At 39.1% G+C, this 14,968-nt stretch carries 16 protein-coding genes and 1 tRNA gene; 3 read left to right on the top strand and 14 right to left on the bottom strand.

All coding sequences use genetic code 11. The annotated features are described in order from the left end of the window. Positions 1 to 8 precede the first annotated feature (8 nt). From BLW93_RS01790 to BLW93_RS01730, 13 genes are all read right to left on the bottom strand, one after another. The gene (locus BLW93_RS01790) at positions 9 to 215 is read right to left on the bottom strand and encodes a ubiquitin family protein (protein ID WP_076712404.1); all 207 of its coding nucleotides are present in this window, start codon (positions 213 to 215) and stop codon (positions 9 to 11) included. Next, the gene (locus BLW93_RS01785) at positions 208 to 1,404 is read right to left on the bottom strand and encodes an ABC transporter permease (protein WP_245791975.1); all 1,197 of its coding nucleotides are present in this window, start codon (positions 1,402 to 1,404) and stop codon (positions 208 to 210) included. The genes BLW93_RS01790 and BLW93_RS01785 overlap by 8 nt, the downstream gene beginning before the upstream one ends. A 3-nt stretch (positions 1,405 to 1,407) precedes the next feature. Beyond that, a complete protein-coding gene (locus tag BLW93_RS01780) occupies positions 1,408 to 2,604 on the bottom strand; it encodes an ABC transporter permease (protein WP_076712403.1) in 1,197 nt (398 codons plus the stop codon). Further along, positions 2,601 to 3,290, bottom strand: coding sequence for an ABC transporter ATP-binding protein (locus BLW93_RS01775; RefSeq protein ID WP_076712402.1), 690 nt, complete (start codon positions 3,288 to 3,290; stop codon positions 2,601 to 2,603). Before BLW93_RS01775 ends, BLW93_RS01780 begins: the two co-directional genes overlap by 4 nt. Next, on the bottom strand, positions 3,291 to 4,532 hold the full coding sequence (locus BLW93_RS01770; RefSeq protein ID WP_076712401.1) for an efflux RND transporter periplasmic adaptor subunit: 1,242 nt from the start codon (positions 4,530 to 4,532) through the stop codon (positions 3,291 to 3,293). Next, positions 4,529 to 5,770: a TolC family protein gene (locus BLW93_RS01765; RefSeq protein ID WP_076712400.1), complete on the bottom strand. Its 1,242-nt coding sequence runs from the start codon at positions 5,768 to 5,770 to the stop codon at positions 4,529 to 4,531. Before BLW93_RS01765 ends, BLW93_RS01770 begins: the two co-directional genes overlap by 4 nt. Positions 5,771 to 5,862: 92 nt before the next feature. Continuing rightward, a complete protein-coding gene (locus BLW93_RS01760; protein ID WP_076712399.1) occupies positions 5,863 to 6,126 on the bottom strand; it encodes a GNAT family N-acetyltransferase in 264 nt (87 codons plus the stop codon). Then, positions 6,116 to 6,745: a 16S rRNA (guanine(527)-N(7))-methyltransferase RsmG gene (rsmG, locus tag BLW93_RS01755; RefSeq protein ID WP_076712398.1), complete on the bottom strand. Its 630-nt coding sequence runs from the start codon at positions 6,743 to 6,745 to the stop codon at positions 6,116 to 6,118. The genes BLW93_RS01760 and rsmG overlap by 11 nt, the downstream gene beginning before the upstream one ends. Then, positions 6,738 to 8,645, bottom strand: a complete 1,908-nt coding sequence (gene mnmG, locus BLW93_RS01750) for a tRNA uridine-5-carboxymethylaminomethyl(34) synthesis enzyme MnmG (protein WP_076712397.1) — start codon at positions 8,643 to 8,645, stop codon at positions 6,738 to 6,740. Before mnmG ends, rsmG begins: the two co-directional genes overlap by 8 nt. After that, positions 8,646 to 9,413 carry an SAM hydrolase/SAM-dependent halogenase family protein gene (locus BLW93_RS01745; RefSeq protein ID WP_076712396.1) on the bottom strand — a complete coding sequence of 256 codons (768 nt, stop codon included), beginning with the start codon at positions 9,411 to 9,413 and terminating at the stop codon, positions 8,646 to 8,648. Continuing rightward, positions 9,401 to 10,033, bottom strand: coding sequence for a lysophospholipid acyltransferase family protein (locus BLW93_RS01740; protein ID WP_076712395.1), 633 nt, complete (start codon positions 10,031 to 10,033; stop codon positions 9,401 to 9,403). The genes BLW93_RS01745 and BLW93_RS01740 overlap by 13 nt, the downstream gene beginning before the upstream one ends. A 1-nt stretch (position 10,034) precedes the next feature. After that, a complete protein-coding gene (locus tag BLW93_RS01735) occupies positions 10,035 to 10,808 on the bottom strand; it encodes an energy transducer TonB (protein WP_076712394.1) in 774 nt (257 codons plus the stop codon). 25 nt (positions 10,809 to 10,833) lie between these two features. Next, positions 10,834 to 10,909: transfer RNA gene (locus tag BLW93_RS01730), tRNA-Gly, on the bottom strand. Positions 10,910 to 11,010: 101 nt separating this feature from the next. Here BLW93_RS01730 and aroC point away from each other — a divergent pair. The 3 genes from aroC (at position 11,011) to gltA (ending at position 14,478) form a co-directional block, all read left to right on the top strand. Continuing rightward, on the top strand, positions 11,011 to 12,168 hold the full coding sequence (gene aroC / locus BLW93_RS01725) for a chorismate synthase (protein ID WP_076712393.1): 1,158 nt from the start codon (positions 11,011 to 11,013) through the stop codon (positions 12,166 to 12,168). A gap of 66 nt (positions 12,169 to 12,234) precedes the next feature. After that, positions 12,235 to 13,080, top strand: coding sequence for a sulfide/dihydroorotate dehydrogenase-like FAD/NAD-binding protein (locus BLW93_RS01720; protein ID WP_076712392.1), 846 nt, complete (start codon positions 12,235 to 12,237; stop codon positions 13,078 to 13,080). 3 nt (positions 13,081 to 13,083) lie between these two features. Next, positions 13,084 to 14,478: an NADPH-dependent glutamate synthase gene (gene gltA, locus BLW93_RS01715; protein ID WP_076712391.1), complete on the top strand. Its 1,395-nt coding sequence runs from the start codon at positions 13,084 to 13,086 to the stop codon at positions 14,476 to 14,478. A 24-nt stretch (positions 14,479 to 14,502) separates the two neighbouring features. Here the strand turns inward: gltA and BLW93_RS01710 are convergent, their stop codons facing one another. Continuing rightward, positions 14,503 to 14,820 carry an MTH1187 family thiamine-binding protein gene (locus BLW93_RS01710; RefSeq protein WP_076712390.1) on the bottom strand — a complete coding sequence of 106 codons (318 nt, stop codon included), beginning with the start codon at positions 14,818 to 14,820 and terminating at the stop codon, positions 14,503 to 14,505. Positions 14,821 to 14,968: the final 148 nt, after the last annotated feature.

Below are 14,968 nucleotides of genomic sequence, written 5' to 3'. Positions count from 1 at the left end.
AAACCGCCTTAACCTTTGGAAGTAGCTACAATTATTTTAACCTTTTCTCCTGCATTTATTCTATCGTCATCGCACAGAAGTTCTTTTCCTTTTACGACAACAGCGGTTTCCGGATATATGGAAAGTTTTTCCAGAATAGAATCAACTCTTATTGAGCGTTTCTTTATGGGGATTTTTTTCTCCTCTCCTGCTATTTCAACGACTATTTCATGCATCTTTCAATATCTCCTTTGGCTCAAAGGATGTAGCTCTCATTGCTGGATAAACTCCTGCTATCAGTCCTACTATTATTGACAGGGCTATTGATATGAAGATCCCCTTTATTGGAATGTAAGGTTGCCATTTTGCTATTTTGGCGATGATGTTTACAAGTCCGGTTGCTATCACTGCACCTGAAATTGAGCCGCTTAATGAAAGTATGGTTGCTTCTAAGAGAAACTGCTTAAAGATGTCCAGTTTTGTTGCTCCGAAAGCTCTTCTGATACCGATTTCAACAAGCCTTTCATAGACTGATAATGTCATGACTGCAAGTATTCCGAGAGCTCCGACGCTGAAGGCAATTGTTGCTACTGTTACGCTGAGAACGGAGAATATTTCCATCGCTTCCTTCTGAGTGTTTACAAGATCTTCGTAACGGCTGATCGAGAAATCTTTTTTCTTATGTCTTTTTTTAAGCAGCGAAGCAACTTCTTTCATTGCTTCGTTTACGACCTTTTCGGATACTGGAAGAACATAAATACTGTCTATGTAATCGACATTTTCCAGCCTTCTAACTGCACAGCTGATTGGAACAAGAACTCTGTTATCCAGGTTTTCGCCGGAGATATCAGTTCCCTTTTGCGGTAGAACACCGATAATTTTATACGGAGCGTTGTAAAGGTAGAGTATTTTTCCGACCGGATACTTTTCACCGAAAAGGTCCTGTGCCACTTCAACACCGATAACGGCAACTTGTCTAAATTCTTCCACGTCGTCTTTTGTTATAAATCTACCAGCGGCAGGATAAGATGATGTTATTTCTGCATAGTTCTCATCAACTCCCAGAACTTTCGGTGTTGAAAACTTGCCGTTTGCATGAACAGGTGGATAAACTTCTTTTATAGGAGAAGTTTCTTTTACGAGGACACATCTTTCTTTTATGGCTTTAGCATCTTTTAACGTAAGTGTCGGGAAAAATTTAACCTGGAGCAGTCTTCCGCCGAGGTTTTTAACTTCTCCGGGAATAACGACAAAAACCTGACTTCCAAGGTCTCCCAGATATTCGTTTACCTTGTTTTTCATGGCACCAGTTATTCCCATCATCAGCACCAGTGAAAAAACACCGATGGCAACACCTATAACCGCCAGGACTGTTCTTTTTTTGTTGCTTCCGAAGTAGTGAAGTATCGTCTCTATCTCTATCATCGCTTAAACCTTTGACCTTAAAGATTCTACCGGTTCAAATTCAGCTGCTTTTTTTGCCGGTGCGTATGACGCTATCAATCCGACGGCAACGGAAAATAAAACTGCAAGGATAAAGGCTTCGACAGGATAAACAACTGGAATGGAAAGCAGGGGTAAAACTATTTTAACACCGATAAGCCCTATTGCTGTTCCTATTATTGCTCCAATAATAGCTATTACCACGCTTTCTGCCATTATCCTTATGAGAATGTCCCTTTTTGTTGCTCCCATTGCCCTTCTCAATCCTATTTCCCACTGTCTTACGTAAATGTTGATGTAAAAAATACTGGAAAGAACAAATCCGCCGACAACCAAAGCTGTAACGGATGCAAGTCCTAAAAACATGGATAGACTGGCACTTATCATGGAAAGCACTTTCTTTACAAGAGACGGCGTTATAATGGTTAGTTCTTCCTTTATGTCGTGCCGTTTTGATAGTATCTGTTTCGTCTCTTTAAGTATCAGATCATATTCGTCCATATTCTGGACGCGGAACCTTATAAGAGATATGTTGTCTTCTTTGAGAGGAAAAACGACTTTTTTGTAAATGGGATAAGGTATGAAAATTCTGTCATCCATGTTTCTTCCTTGAGGAGTTTTCCCTCTTCTTTTATAGACACCTATTATCCTGAAAGGAGTTTTTTCAACAATGATAACTTTACCTATGGGATTTTGGTTTGGAAACAGGAAGTTTGCTACGTCCCAACCGACAATACATACCTTTCTAAAGTTTTTAAAATCGTTAGGTGTGAAGTCCCTTCCTATGTCCATACGGTAGTCCCATGAGGTTATCCAGTTAGGGCCGACTCCAAAGCTGGTTGTGGTTTTGGCATACTTTCCTGCAGAAATTCTTACCGGTTTAATCAGTCCGTAAGTTAGTGCAAATATACCTTCCAGTCTTGATATATCTTTTACATCCTGTATGGTAAGCGTCATAGTTCTGTGTCTTGGGCCTGCTCCCATTTTTCCCGATACAATAAATATTGAATCAGGACCGAGTTTCTGTATTATTTTTCTTGCTCTTAAGGTGCTTCCCTGTATTGCCGCAACGATTAAAACCAATGAAGCTACTCCCATTACAATACCGAGCAGTGCAAAAGCCGTTCTAACCTTATTATGATATAGAGACGAAAATAGATCTTTAAAGTAAAGCCCGTTCACTCTTCAATCACTCCATCTTTTATTCTTATGATTCTTTTGGCGTAACGGGCAACTTCAGGGTCGTGGGTAACGATGAGTATTGTTTTTCCTTCTCTGTTAAGCTCCGTGAATATTTCCATTACGGCTTTTCCTGAAGCCTGGTCAAGGGCTCCTGTCGGTTCGTCGGCTATGATTAAGGATGGTGAATTGATTAGAGCCCTTGCTATGGCAACTCTCTGTTTCTGTCCTCCGGAGAGCTGATCCGGTCTGAAGGAGATTCTCTCTTTTAGTCCGAGTCGTGTTAGTATTTCCTCTGCTCTTTTTTCTGGAGTTGTATTTTTAAAAACCTCTTTTCTTTCATTGCCTTTCAGATATATGGTGGGGAGGAGTACGTTATCTTTCACGTTTAAATAAGGAACGAGATAGAAGGATTGAAAAACAAATCCTATATGTCTTCCTCTTAGCCTTGATATTTTGTCGTCGTCAAATGATGATACATCTTCTCCACGGAAATAGTATTTTCCGCTGGTAGGTTTGTCAAGAAATCCAATGATATACATTAAAGTTGATTTACCAGAACCGGAAGGCCCCATTATGGCGACAAAATCTCCCTCATTAATTGTAAGGTTTATCCCTTTCAGGACTTTTGTTTCTATGTCTCCCTGATAAAAAGTTTTTGTTATATTTTCAAGCTTAATGAGTTCCATTTATTTCACCTTTACCTTGAGTGCTATTGTGTCGCCTTCTTTCAGGCCTTTAACGATTTCCATGTATTTATCGTCAGACCAGCCTACCTTCACAGGAACTTCTTTCACTTTTCCGTTAACGACTTTATAGACTACATATTTCCCTTTTTTCCATTTAACGGCATTGTTTGGAACAACCAGCACGTTTTTCTTAATACCTATAATAATTTCGTTGTGGGTTGTCATATCAGGTTTTAAGAGGGCCGCTTTTTTAAAGCCTCTTGCTACGACGATGTAATAAACAACGTTGTTGAGAACCTTCGGCTCAGGGTATATTTCAACAACCTTCCCTTCAAATGTTTTGTTTCTGTATGTATCTACGGTAAACTGTACTTTTTGTCCCTTCTTTATCTTTCCTATCTCCGTTTCATCTACGTATATCCAGTTTTCAAGTTTATCAGGCACGAGGATTGTTACGAATTCCGGTGCGTTCAATCCTGCCACTACTGTTTCCCCTTCTTGTGTGGAGACGTAAGAGATAACACCAGATTTAGGAGCATAAATATATGAATAAGAGAATCTTATTTTTGCCTGTTCATACTGGGCTTTTGCCTGCTTGAGTTTTTCTTGAAACTCTGTTTTCAGCTGTGAGAGTGCTTCACTTTCCTTTTCGAGGGCAAGCTTTGCCTGTTTTACAGCTTCTTCGGCGGCTTTCAGGCTGTTTTGAGCATTTTCAAAGGCAGCTTTTGCCTGTCTGTATGCGTTTTCTGTCGTATATCCCGTTTTAAAGAGATTTTTCTGTCTTTCAAATTCCCACTTTTTAAGTTCATAGTTTGCTTTTTCTGTCTTTAGCTTTAATTCTGCAGATTTTAGGTTTGCCTGTGCACTTTTTACGGCAAGCTCTTGAGTTTTTATCTTTTTAGGATAGTTTTTTTCAATTTCTTTAAGGTTTGCTTCGGCTATCTTTAGGTTTTCCCTTAATTCCCGGTTGTCTATTACTGCTATGAGATCACCTTTCTTAACAAAATCTCCGACTTTGACGTTTTCTTTTATAACAGTTCCTGAAATTCTCGCCCCTACTTTAACTTTAGCACCTACCTGAGGTTTCATCATTCCAGATGCTTCAACGACGTTTTTTACAGTGCCTCTTTTAACTTTAACCGTTTTAACAGGAATTAGTTCTTTGCTTTTGCTTCTTTTGATAAAAAACATTCCTGCTGCTATCAGTATGATTATTCCTATCAGGGCTATTAGTTTTTTCACTTTGTTCCTCCAAGCATTCCAGCGCTTTTTAGTAGTTTATAGTATGCGATGTTAAGGTTGACAAGGTTGTTTGTATAGTTTTCTTCTGCATTTACATATTCGTTATATGCCGATAGAAGGGAGACAAGATCGGAAACGCCAAGTTCATATTCATTGAGTGTTCTTTCGAATGTTTTTCTGGCAAATTCAAGGTAACTTTTTGCGTTTTCAAGGTTTGCCTTTGATATTTGGAAGTCTGTATAACTGTCTAGAACTTCTTTTTTTATCTGATTTTCAAGCCTTTTTAGTTCAATTTCAGCTATTTCTTTTTCTTTCTCTGCAGATAGTGCTTCATATTTTGTTTGAAATGAGTCGAAAATTTTCCAGTTCAGACTTAGCTGGAGGTTGTAGTTCTCATTTTTAAATGATAGGTCAGAGCTTTCGCGGAAGTATGAAGCAGAAGCCGTTATTGATGGTTTATTGGTATCTTTTACCGATTGAATGTTTAGTTCAGCGGTTTTGATTTTTAATTTCTGGATTGCCAACTCTTTTCGTTTTTTCAGGGCTTCCTTTACGAGTTCTTTGGCAGATGGAATAGTAAAGTTGTTAGAAAGTTTCACATCTGCTGTTACAGGTTTGTCCGTGTTTAAAAGATTTTGCAGTGCTGTTTCTATTTTCTCCTTTTCACCTTCTGATGCGATCAGGTTGCTCTTTGTCTTTTCAATGTTAGCTCTTGCTTTTAGAACATCTGTTATCAGAACTAATCCCTGGTCGTATTTTGATTTCGCGACTTTATATATTTTCTTTGCATTTTCTAGTTCTTTTTTTCTTAGTGCTATTGTTTTTTCTGCTCCTTTCAGTTGAATAAGGAAGGATATACCTTGTAGATAGATGTCTTCAAACGTTTTATCTATGTTTAACTGCTGGCTTTTTATCTGAACAGAGTCAATGTTTACCTTTGTTTTTGTCTGAAAGTTCCAGATATTTGCAGTTGCAGTTATGCCGGCAGTAAAATCGTTTTCCCAGGATTCCCCCATTGTGGTTGTGTATGGGTAAAACCTTGAAGCTGATGCTTGAAAGTTTAAAATGGGGAAGAACTTTCTAATATCTGCCTTTTTTTGAAATTTCACAGATTCAAGATTTTTAAAGGACTGTTTGATTTCCAGGTTGTTATTTTTCAGAGTTTCTTGCAGTTCTGTGATGGTCATGCTGTAACCGTTTGCTGTTAAAAGAAGTAGCAGTGCAATAATTTTTCTCATCTTTTCACCTTATCCTCTGAATCTTCGTTCAGTTGTGTATCAAAGTAATACATTTCTTCTAAATAGTCAAGTGCAAATGATTATTGTTTGCGTTATTCATGTATTAAATCATGGAATTGTTTGCGTTCAAGGTATTTTCTTGTATATTCACACAGAGGATATATTTTCATTCCTTTTTCTTTAGCCATTTCTACCAATTTTGCGTTCAGCTTTCCTGCAATACCTTTTCCTCTTTGTGATTCGGGGACGTAGGTTGTGGTTACCATTATTATGTTCTGTTCGATTTTAAATTTAACAAACGCTTCTTCGTTTTCGAGTTTAAGGACAATTCTTTCTCCGATGATTTCAGGTTCCAACGTTTACCTCCTTTCTTATAAAGAGAAAGTGTCGTTTAAAGTTTACTCCTTTAAGGTCAAGATTTATCATTTCAATTGTAAAACCGGGAATTTCATCTGTAAACGGCTCTTTTCCACGATAAATACATAATGTTGCTCCATTTTTAAGAAAAGGCTTTGTTATCTTTACTGCACTTTTCGGATCTTCTACAGCTCTCATTGTTAGAATATCAAAGTCTTTCTCTTTCACCTCTTCGATTCTTCTACATTCTATTGAGACGTTGTTAAGTTTCAGAGTTCTTTTCACCTGTTCCAGAAAAATGCATCTTTTGTGTCTTGGTTCTACGAGGGTGAAATTTGTTTCCGGAAGTGCGACGGCAAGTACCATTCCCGGAAAACCGCCTCCGGAGCCTATGTCAGCTATGTGCTTACCTTTCAAGTTAATTCCAGCTTTTTCAAAAGCCTTGATTCCTGTCAATGAATCAAAAAAATGCTTTTTCTCAATCTCTTCGTCTTTTAGTATGGATGTTATGTTTATCCTTTTCCCCCATTTTTTTAAGAGGGATTTGTAAATTTCAAGCTTTTCAAAAGCTTCATCTAGCAGGCTTATGCTGTTAAGGGTGCAGAGGTCCTTAATCACTTTTTTCCTCTTTACGGGACTTCCATCTGTTTATGTAAACAGAAAGAATGGATATGGATGCAGGTCTTATACCTTCAAGTCTTGATGCCTGTCCTAGAGTGAGGGGTTTTGCTTCTTTAAGTTTCTGCTTTTCCTCTGTTGATATGGGAACGGAGTCATAGTCAAAATCTTCCGGTATTTTTATGTTTTCTAACTTTCTGAATTTTTTAATATCCTCAAGCTGTCTTTTTATGTAACCTTCGTATTTTATCTCTATTTCAGTTTCTTCCAGTGCTTCTTTGAGTGTTTTTTTATCTATGCTTTCAACTTCTGGAAGCTTGACAACTTTTAAAAGTGATGAAAGTTTGACTTCCGGTCTTTTTAATAGGTCGTAGCAGCTTGTTGTTTCTTTTATAGGTGTTGTTCCTTCTTTTTCCAGTATCAGGTTTATTTTTTCCGGTTTAACTTTTAGTTCTCTCAGTTTTTCTATAAAGATTTTGACTGTTTCATACTTTTTCTTTACTTTCTCATACTGTTTTTCCGTTATCAAACCAAATTTATAACCGTATTTTGCCAGTCTTAAATCTGCGTTGTCGTATCTTAAGAGCAGCCTGTATTCTGCCCTTGAGGTAAAAAGTCTGTAGGGTTCTCTTACACCTTTGTTTACAAGGTCATCTATCATAACGCCGATGTAGGCTTCGTCTCTTTCTAAAATAAACTTTTCGTCGCTTCCCTTTGCAAGCAACGCCGCATTGATGCCAGCAACAATGCCCTGTCCTGCTGCCTCTTCATAACCTGTTGTTCCGTTGACCTGCCCTGCGTTGAAAAGTCCTTTGATTATTTTAGTTTCAAGTGTCGGATATAGATGTGTCGGGTCTATGAAATCATACTCTATACCGTAGGCGGGTCTTATTATTTTTGCATTTTCAAGCCCTGGAATGGAGTGTATTATCGCTTCCTGAACATCATAAGGGAGGCTTGTTGATGTTCCATTCGGATAAAACTCTATGGTGTCTCTTCCCTCAGGTTCGACAAAAACGTGGTGTCTCTGTCTGTCGGGGAACTTTACAATTTTATCCTCTATTGAGGGACAGTATCTAACGCCTGTTCCTGTTATTAATTTTTTTTCGCCGTACATGGGGGAACGGTGAAGGTTTTTCCTTATGATTTCGTGGGTTTCAGGTGTTGTATATGTTATATAGCAGGGTATCTGCTTGATTTCCCTTGGCTCTGTCCAGTAGGAAAAAAACGGTGGCGGCTCGTCTCCCGGCTGCTCTTCCATTTTTGAGAAATCAAGTGTTCTACCGTCTAACCTTGTCGGTGTTCCAGTTTTAAGTCTTGCAACACGGAATCCGTGCTTTATGTAGAAATCGGAGAGTTTGTTGGCAGCCGGTTCCCACATTCTGCCGCCTTCAAATTCTTCAAATCCGATGATTATTTTTCCTTTTAAGAACGTTCCAGCTGTAACTACCACCGCCTTTGCTGCGTATCTTGCTCCTATGTGTGTTAAAACACCTTTTACTTTTTGGTTTTCAACGATTATATCGTCAACTATTTGCTGTATTATGTCAAGGTTTTCAGTATTTTCTATAACTATTCTCATTCTTTTACGGTAAGCTTCCTTGTCTGCCTGTGCCCTCGGAGCTCTGACGGCAGGTCCTTTTTTCTTGTTGAGAATCCGAAACTGAATACCTGTGGCGTCAATATTTTTCGCCATTTCGCCACCTAAGGCATCAATTTCTCTTACCACCGTTCCTTTTGCCACGCCGCCAATTGACGGGTTACAGGACATTTCGGCTATTTTGTCAACATTTATGGTGAACAATGCCGTTTTGCAGCCCATTCTTGCCGCAGCAAGTGCTGCTTCACATCCTGCATGGCCTGCACCTACAACTATTACATCGTAAACACTGTCCCACATTTAAAACTCCACTGTTACTTTTGTTCCTCTGGTTGCTTTTAGCAATCTTGCGGCAGATGCCATGTAGGATATTATCTGATAGTGTCCTTCTGGGTTTATCGATACAAAAAATTCGCCTTTCTGATAGTTTTCAAAATTTTCTGACGCGTTTGTTATCTCAACGCCGTTTATCGTTACTTTTGATGGTAGTTGTCCTGTGCTTTCCATGTTTAATATGAGATTACCGAATCCATCAACATCTATGACTATACATTCGAATTTTCCTGGAGCGATTTCTTTAGGAGAAGGAATTCTGAATCTTTTAATTATTGATAGATCTTTGCTGTCTCCAAGATAAAACGGAGATTGAAATTTCGCAAGTTGAGCGGCTATCGGAGCAAGCTGGTTTCTTCCTCTGAAATTCCCCTTTCCTTCTATGAAATAGTGATCTGCCGTAATTACATACACAGAATCGGCAGGTTCTTCTTCCAGCATCAAGCTCGGGATACCATTGTTAGGTGTTACTATGTAGTATTTTTCCGTTGATATTATCAAAAGCTCCGCTGATGGGTCAGGATCAACGGCTATTAAAAAAACGGTGCCTGATGGAAAATATTTGTATGACCATTTTAATTTGATTGCAGCGTCTACCAGATCAAAAGGTCTTATATAATGAGTAATGTCAACTACGCGCGCTTCTGGATTGTTCATATAAAGAGTTGCTTTTAAAGTTCCGACGTATGTATCTTTAAGTCCGTAGTCACTCATTACAGCTATTAAGTTTTCCATCCCATCTCTCCGTCAATCTGTTGTGTAAGATTCTTTAAGCTTAATTCTAACCTATTAGAGAAACTTTTTAAATCTTCATTTTCTTTTGGGATAAGCGGTTTGTCTATTATGATTTTGCATTTTGAGAAGGGGTATGGCACTAAAAAACTGTCCCATGAATCGAGTTTTTTGCCCCTGTTTGTGGAGAAAGTAACAGGGAAAACTGGAATTCCCGATAACATCGCCAGTTTTGCCACTCCCGGCTTTAACTTCTCTTTTGGACCTCTTGGTCCGTCTGGTGTTATTGCTATACTGTATCCATTTTGCAGAGCTTTGATTAACTCTCTGAAAGCTTTGTCTCCCCCCTTTCTGATCCCTGTCGAACCTCTTACTGTTCCAAATCCAAGCTTGTGTATTATCCGTGCTATTTTCTCCCCATCTCTGTGCCTGCTTATAAGAACTTTTACAAGACTTCCTTTGTCTTTAAAGGCAAAAGGGAGAATTAACATTCTACCGTGCCAGAACATATATATTCCCGGGTTTTGAGGAGAAGGGAATATAGCTCCTTTGTTAAGTTGAATTTCTGTTTTCAATGTTTTGAAGTAGCCATTCAAAAGAAGAGTGAGAAAAGTTTCCTTCACTTTATTTTACCTCAAACCTTACTTTTAAGGTGAGACTGTCGATGGGTATATTTTTTGGTATTGGAGGGAAAGGGGCTGAACTGTATATGGCGTTTATTGCCGCGTCGTTAAACAGGCTGTCTTTTGATAGTCTTTCAATATTGAAAGAAGTCATTTTTCCTTCTTTATTTATTGTGAAAGACACTTCTACTGTCAAATCTTTGTTTGTTCCTGCATATGGATTTTTCCAATTGTTCATTATGATTTTTTTAATTTTCAGTGCGTAAGGTGCTATTGGAGAGCCTTTTACTTTCAGGTCGGAGAAGGAGCCTTTTCCGCTTCCACTCGTACTATCTGAAATTGATAGTGTGTATCCTACATTTCCAAGGGAGTGGCTGTTTGTCCTTTTTGATGTCGGAGAGTTTTTCCTTCCTGTTTTTATAGTTAGTAATGCTTTTTCTCCCCCCGATTTGACAGCTTTGGGAATAATTGTTTTTCCAGAACTTCCCCTACTGTTGTTTTTAACAATCATTCCTGAGGGTATCTCCACCCTCATATCTGCACTGGAGAGGGACGTTGATTTTCCGGGATTGCTTTTAAGTGCGATCAAGTTAGAGTCAACTTCGGTATCCAGGCTGAAAGCGTTGAAGTCTATAACTTCAAATTCCTTTGTTTTCAAAATACTGTTTTTTATGTGGAGTATGCTAAGGGCAAAAATATGTATAAAAATAGAGATAGTTAAGGCTAAGACATCAAGCTTTGCATATTTATCTTTTAAGATTGTTTCCTTTTCCAATTTGGTTTCCGCCTGGTATGGTTTATGGAGCGGGCGACGGGATTTGAACCCGCGACCCTCAGCTTGGGAAGCTGATGCTCTGCCAGCTGAGCTACGCCCGCAATGGGACCTTTAATTAGAAATGATAGGATATGAAGGTTTAGAATTCAAGTTATATTTGACATAATTCCATTTTGAAAAAAGTTTTTTATCGGGAGGTAGCGTGGCTTTAAGGTTTTTTACGGCAGGTGAGTCTCATGGGAAAGGTATTTTTGCTTTTTTAGAAGGTTTTCCGGCGAATTTTCCTGTTGATTTTGATTTTGTAAATAGTGAACTTGCCAGAAGACAAGGTGGTTACGGTCGTGGCGGCAGAATGAAAATAGAAAAAGATAAGGTTGAATTTTTATCAGGTGTAAGACTTGGTAAAACTCTCGGTTCCCCTATTTTAATGGCAGTCTGGAACAGGGATTATAAAAACTGGATGGATATAATGAAACCGGAACCGGGGAAGCTTTCGGAAGAAAAGAAGGTTTTAAAGCCTCGCCCCGGACATGCAGATTTGACAGGCTTTGTTAAGTATGGTTTTGATGATGTGCGAAATGTTCTTGAACGCTCAAGTGCAAGAGAAACGGCAGGTAGAGTAGCTGCCGGTGCTCTTTGTAAAGATCTCTTGAGACATCTTGGAATTTTTATCGGAAGTTATGTTGTTGCTATTGGAGAGAAACAGGTTGATGTGAGACTTTATGAAAAACTCTCTCTCAAAGAGCGTTTTGAAAATTCCGAAAGTTCTGAATTAAGACTTCCCGTTAAAAATGAACTTCTTGAAGAAACTTTTAAAAACTACATAGATGATATGAGGGAAAAAGGAGAAAGTCTTGGCGGTATTTTTGAGGTTTTTGCCGTTAATGTTCCTGTTGGCCTCGGAACATACGTTCAGTGGGATAGAAGGCTTGACGGAAAGATAGCAAGAGCAATGATGAGCATTCAGGCAATAAAAGGGGTAGAGATAGGCTACGGATTTAAAGGTGCTTTATTGCCCGGTTCCAGAGTTCATGATGAGATATTTTATTCCAAGGAGAAAGGATTTTACAGGGAAACGAACAGAGCAGGAGGATTAGAAGGTGGAATGGCAAACGGAGAGCCGGTTGTTGTCAGATGTGCGATGAAACCTATCCCAACACTTTACAAGCCTTTGAGGAGTGTTGATCTTAAGACACTTGAGCCCTATGAGGCTTCCATAGAACGTTCCGATATATGTGCCGTTCCTGCTGCAGCCGTCGTTGCCGAAGCTATGCTTGCGATAACTATTCTTGGTGAAATAGTAGAATCTTATCCCTCGGATGATTTTAACAGGCTTCTTTCCTTTTTTAATTTAAAATGAGGCTTGGTGAAAGATGTAAAAATTTTGTAAAATTTTAAGACAAAATTAAGGGAATGAGGTGAGGACATGTACAAAATAGTCAGGAAACAGGAGCTTGCTGAGAATGTTGACGAGTTTGTTATTGAAGCACCGGACATAGCCAGGAAGGCAAAACCGGGTCAGTTTGTCATTGTAAGGATTTCCAGGAAAGGGGAGAGAATTCCTTTGACAATTGCAGAAAAAGATCCTGAAGAAGGAACGATTACTCTTATGGTTCAAAGAGTAGGTAAGACAACTTTTCATCTGTCCTGTTTTGAGGAAGGACACGTCATTCCTGATGTTGTAGGTCCTCTTGGAAAGCCAACTCATATTGAAAAATGGGGACATGTTGTTTGCGTTGGTGGAGGATTGGGTCTTGCACCTATTCATCATATAGCTCAGGGTGTAAAAGAGGCTGGAAACAGAATTACGACAGTTATGGGCTTTAGAAGCAAGGACCTCATCTTCTGGGAAGATAAGATGAAAGCCATTTCTGACAGAGTAATTGTTACGACCAATGATGGCTCTTATGGAATGAAAGGACTTGTTACTGATGGAATTCAGAAATTAATAGATGAAGGTGAAAAAATAGATATGGTTATAACCGCTGGCCCTGTGCCAATGATGAAAGCGGTTGCCGGGTTAACGAAGAAATACAACATACCTACGGTAGCTTCTCTTAACCCTATAATGGTTGATGGCACTGGTATGTGCGGGGCTTGCCGTGTTACAGTTGGCGGAGAAATTAAGTTTGCGTGTGTTGACGGTCCTGAGTTTGATGCTCATCGGGTTGATTTTGATGAGCTTATGAACAGACTTCGCATGTTTAAGTCATTAGAAGGTGAAGCTTTAAAAGAATTTCAGAAAAAACACTGCGGTTGCGGAAGGGAGTAAGCCATGGCTAAGAAAGAGATAAAGAAGAACAGGATTCCGGTTCCTGAAAGACCGGCTGAAGAAAGGATAAAGGATTTTAATGAAGTAAAACTTGGATATACGCCAGAACTTGCTATGGAAGAAGCCAAAAGGTGTATTCAATGTCCTACACAGCCTTGTGTTGAGGGGTGTCCCGTTAGAGTGCCTATTCCTCAATTTATAAAACTTATTGCCGAAGGGAAATTTGTTGAGGCGGCAAGAAAAATTAAAGAAGAAAACATCTTACCTTCCATCTGTGGAAGGGTTTGTCCTCAGGAAAACCAGTGTGAAGGTGTTTGTGTTGTAGGAAAAATCGGTGATCCGGTAGCTATCGGTGCCCTTGAGGCTTTTGCTGGTGATTATGAAGCTAAGGTAGGTATTGAGAAGCCTCAAAAGGATGAGCCTACCGGCAAAAAAGTTGCAGTTGTTGGTTCTGGTCCCGGTGGTATTACCTGCGCAGCTGACCTTGCAAAGCTTGGGCATTCTGTAACAATATTTGAAGCTCTACATGAACCAGGTGGTGTTCTTATCTATGGTATTCCGGAATTCAGGCTTCCAAACGAGATTGTTTATAGAGAACTTGAAATTCTTAAAGATCTGGGAGTTAAAATAAAGCTTAACTATGTAATCGGTAAAACGAAAACATTGGAAGAGCTTAGAGAAGAATTTGACGCTGTATTCATCGCTTCAGGGGCAGGTCTTCCTTACATGCTTAAAATAGAAGGGCTTAACCTTAACGGCGTATATGCTGCAAATGAGTTTCTTACGAGAGTAAACCTTATGGGAGCTTCAAGGTTTCCCGATTACGATACGCCTGTCTATGTCGGTAAAAAAGTAGCGGTGATAGGTGGTGGAAACACTGCTATGGACGTTGCAAGAACGGCAAAGAGATTGAAAGGTGTTGAAGAAGTTTACATTGTTTATAGACGTTCTGAAGCAGAAATGCCTGCAAGGGTTGAAGAGGTTCATCACGCTAAAGAAGAAGGTGTTATTTTTAAAACATTAACCAACCCTGTGAAGTTTATCGGAAAAGATGGTTGGGTTGTTGGTATGGAGTGCGTTAGAATGGAACTTTCAGAGCCTGATGAATCAGGAAGAAGAAGACCCGTTCCGATAGAAGGCTCAAATTTCGTTCTTGATGTTGATACTGTTGTTCTTGCTATCGGTCAGGGGCCAAATCCTATCGTTATGGAAGGAGTTGATGGACTTGAAGTTGGAAAGTGGGGCCAGATTGTTGTTGATCCAGAAACTTGCAAAACAAGCCTTGAAGGTGTTTTTGCAGGTGGTGATGTTATCCATGGTGGCTCTACCGTTATTCAGGCCATGGGAGATGCAAGAAAGGCAGCTGCAGCTATCCACGAGTATCTTCTTGAAAAATAATAAAAGCGGGGTCATCCCCGCTTTTTAAATTTTCTTAATCTCCTTTCCTATTCTCTTTTCGACAGATTCTAGTTTCTGTTTCATTCTGTTTTTTCTTCCCTTTCTGATGTCAAACTTAACAGTTGAATAGACTCTGTTGCAGTCAGGCTCAAGTTCTTCATAAGCTTTTTTAATTATCTCCAGGGCTTCTTCTATTGTATCTGTTTCAAACACGGTACCCATAGGAGTTAGTTTGTAGTCTACTCCTGATTTGTCAATCATTTTTATAATCCTGCTTACATATTTGCTTACACTTTCGCCTTTATCTGTCGGGAACATGGCGAATTCAACTAAAACGGACATTCCACCCTCCATTTATCCTTTGTATGCCAAAGCTTTAGTTGTTTCTGTTAAAAACTTGTAAAAATTTTGTAAAAATCATATAATTTCTCAAGCTTTAATTTAGGCCTTTATACGATGGGAATGCAATGAAACTTTCAGTAATAGAATA

This window comes from Desulfurobacterium indicum, from assembly GCF_001968985.1.
In the GTDB taxonomy this organism is placed as follows: domain Bacteria; phylum Aquificota; class Aquificia; order Desulfurobacteriales; family Desulfurobacteriaceae; genus Desulfurobacterium_A; species Desulfurobacterium_A indicum.
This window is presented reverse-complemented; position numbering and strand designations above follow the sequence as displayed.

Excerpts from the sequence above, each read along its gene's own strand:
- BLW93_RS01790 (WP_076712404.1), bottom strand. The coding sequence starts at position 215 with ATGCATGAAATAGTCGTTGAAATAGCAGGAGAGGAGAAAAAAATCCCC.
- BLW93_RS01785 (WP_245791975.1), bottom strand. The coding sequence starts at position 1,404 with ATGATAGAGATAGAGACGATACTTCACTACTTCGGAAGCAACAAAAAA.
- BLW93_RS01775 (WP_076712402.1), bottom strand. The coding sequence starts at position 3,290 with ATGGAACTCATTAAGCTTGAAAATATAACAAAAACTTTTTATCAGGGA.
- BLW93_RS01765 (WP_076712400.1), bottom strand. The coding sequence starts at position 5,770 with ATGAGAAAAATTATTGCACTGCTACTTCTTTTAACAGCAAACGGTTAC.
- mnmG (WP_076712397.1), bottom strand. The coding sequence starts at position 8,645 with ATGTGGGACAGTGTTTACGATGTAATAGTTGTAGGTGCAGGCCATGCA.
- BLW93_RS01745 (WP_076712396.1), bottom strand. The coding sequence starts at position 9,413 with ATGGAAAACTTAATAGCTGTAATGAGTGACTACGGACTTAAAGATACA.
- BLW93_RS01720 (WP_076712392.1), top strand. The coding sequence starts at position 12,235 with ATGTACAAAATAGTCAGGAAACAGGAGCTTGCTGAGAATGTTGACGAG.
- gltA (WP_076712391.1), top strand. The coding sequence starts at position 13,084 with ATGGCTAAGAAAGAGATAAAGAAGAACAGGATTCCGGTTCCTGAAAGA.
- BLW93_RS01710 (WP_076712390.1), bottom strand. The coding sequence starts at position 14,820 with ATGTCCGTTTTAGTTGAATTCGCCATGTTCCCGACAGATAAAGGCGAA.